This window comes from Streptomyces glaucescens, from assembly GCF_002154375.1.
Classification (GTDB): Bacteria; Actinomycetota; Actinomycetes; order Streptomycetales; family Streptomycetaceae; genus Streptomyces; species Streptomyces glaucescens.
Map to the genome: position 1 here is coordinate 1 of NZ_MUND01001093.1, position 2,269 is coordinate 2,269.

Here is a 2,269-nt window from a genome sequence, read left to right on the forward strand (position 1 = left end):
CGGTCGCCCAGCTTGCCGCCGCCCTGATCCTCGGCGGCAAGCTGGGCGACCGCTTCGGACGGCGCACCCTCTACCTGATCGGCGTCGCGGGCTTCACCGTCGCGTCCGTCGCCATCGGACTCGCCGGGTCCATCGAGGGCGTCATCGCCTTCCGCGCCGTACAGGGCCTCTTCGGTGCCCTGCTGATGCCCAACACCCTCGCGCTGCTGCGCGCCGTGTTCCCGCCGCGCAAGTTCGGCATGGCGGTCGGCATCTGGGCCATGGTCTCCTCGGTGTCCACCGCCCTCGGGCCCATCGTCGGCGGCCTGCTGGTCCAGCACGTCAACTGGGAATCGGTCTTCTACCTCAACGCCCCCATCGGTGTCCTCGCGCTCGTCTTCAGCGCCCTGGTGCTGCCGCAGAGCAGGAACACCGCCGCCGCGCGGGAGAAGTTCGACATCCTCGGGGTCGTCCTGCTGGCGGTCGGCCTGCTCGCCGTCGTCTTCGGCGTCGTCAAGGGCGAGACGTGGGGCTGGACGTCGGCCGGCACCCTCGGCGCCATTGCCGCCGGCGTGCTGCTCCTGCTGGTCTTCGGCTGGTACGAGACGCGTGTCGCGCACCCGCTCCTGCCCATGCGCCTGTTCCGCAACCCGGCCCTGGCGATCGGCACGGTCATCACCGCGCTGAACTTCTTCGTCCTGCTCGGCGTGATCTTCTTCGTCATGCTCTACCTGCAGAACGTCCGCGGCTTCACACCCGTCGAGGCGGGCGTGCGCACCCTGCCGCTGAGCCTGGCCTCGGTGGTCGCCTCCCCGCTCGGCGCCAAGCTGACCGAGCGGTTCGGACCGCGTCTGACCATGCCGCTCGGCATGGTCCTGCAGGCCGTCGCCGCCTTCGCCCTGCTCACCTGGACCGCCGAGTCCTCGTACGCCACGATGTGGCCGCCCTTCATCGCCCTCGGCCTCGGCGTCGGCATGGTGATGTCCGCATCCTCCGAGGCGATCGTCGGCAACGCCCCGGTCCGGGACGGCGGTGTGGCGGGCGGTCTCCAGGCCACGTCGCTCCAGGTCGGCGGCGCGCTCGGCACCTCCGTCCTCGTCTCGCTCATCAGCGGCCGGGTCGGCTCCACCCTCCCCGGCGCCCTCACCGACGCCGGCGTCCCGGCGCCGCTGGCCCACGGGCTGGGCGAGGCCAAGGACGCCGTCGCCATGGGTGTCGCCCCCGTCTCCGACGACATGCCGGCCCGGGTGGCGAGCGCGGTCGTCGAGGGCAGCCACACCGCCTTCATGTCCGGGGTGCACAGCGCCGCCCTGGTCACCGGCGTACTGACCGTGGTCGGCGCCGTGATCGCGGCACTCGGGGTGCGCGGCCGTCCGTCCGACGAGGCGGAGGCGCCGGTCACCCAGGGGTGATCCACCACCTCCGACCGGACCGGCTCCGGTCGGAGGGGGACGCTGTGGCGAGGGCCGGACGGGGCGCACCGGCGTGGGTTCCGGGCTCGGGTCCCGCGCGCCTCAGGCCGGACCTCCGGCCGGCCTCGGCACGGCGGCGCCTACGCCGGCTGCCCCGGCACCGCGCGGGTCCCGGCCTCGCCCGCGCGGATCCGGCCGGCCGCCCACAGCCCCACCGCCACCACCCCGGTGACCAGTCCCAGCGCCCCCACCGCGCCGGCGAGTCCCCCGACCGCGGGCTCCACGGCGAGCAGCACCAGGGGGCAGACGAACTCGCCGCCGAAGAAGGCCGCCGTCCACAGGCCCGTGCCCCGGCCGCGGTCCGCGAACGCCAGCCGGGACATCGCGCCGGTGAGCAGAGCGGGCAGCAGCATGCCGGTGCCCAGGCAGTTGAGGACGGCGCCGGCGACCAGCAGCGGGGCGTTCCCGGCCAGGCACATCACCCCGAAGCCCACCGCGCAGAGCCCGAGGACCATGGGCAACACCGTCTCGGGGGAGCGGCGCAGCCGGGTGAAGAGGACCGCTCCGGCCACGGTGGCCGCGCTCGCCACCGCGGTGGCCAGGCCGACCGCGCCGGAGTTCTGCACACCCAGGTCGTCGAGCAGGTACGCCATCTCCACCGGGACGGTGTAGAAGACCGTACCGCCGAAGAAGGTCAGGGCGCAGATGCCCGCCAGCCGTCGCCGGCGGAACGGGCGGGGGCGCTTGGCCCCGGCCGGAAGACCGTCGGCGGCGGTCCGCCCGTCCCCCTTCGCCCGCGGGGGCGGGCTGGGCAGCGCGACCGCCATCAGCGGCGCGAGCAGCAGGCTCACCGCGTACACCCAGAACGGCACCCGCCA

General features: G+C 74.4%; 2 protein-coding genes. One reads left to right on the forward strand and one right to left on the reverse strand.

Annotation, left to right across the window (positions count from 1 at the left end):
- The coding region (locus CCN42_RS40820; protein ID WP_107427735.1) for a DHA2 family efflux MFS transporter permease subunit at positions 1 to 1,391 on the forward strand (1,391 nt) is incomplete at its 5' end.
- 140 nt (positions 1,392 to 1,531) lie between these two features.
- Here CCN42_RS40820 and CCN42_RS40825 read toward each other — a convergent pair.
- Positions 1,532 to 2,269 (reverse strand): MFS transporter (locus CCN42_RS40825; RefSeq protein WP_143662278.1); only part of this gene is annotated, 738 nt, incomplete at its 5' end.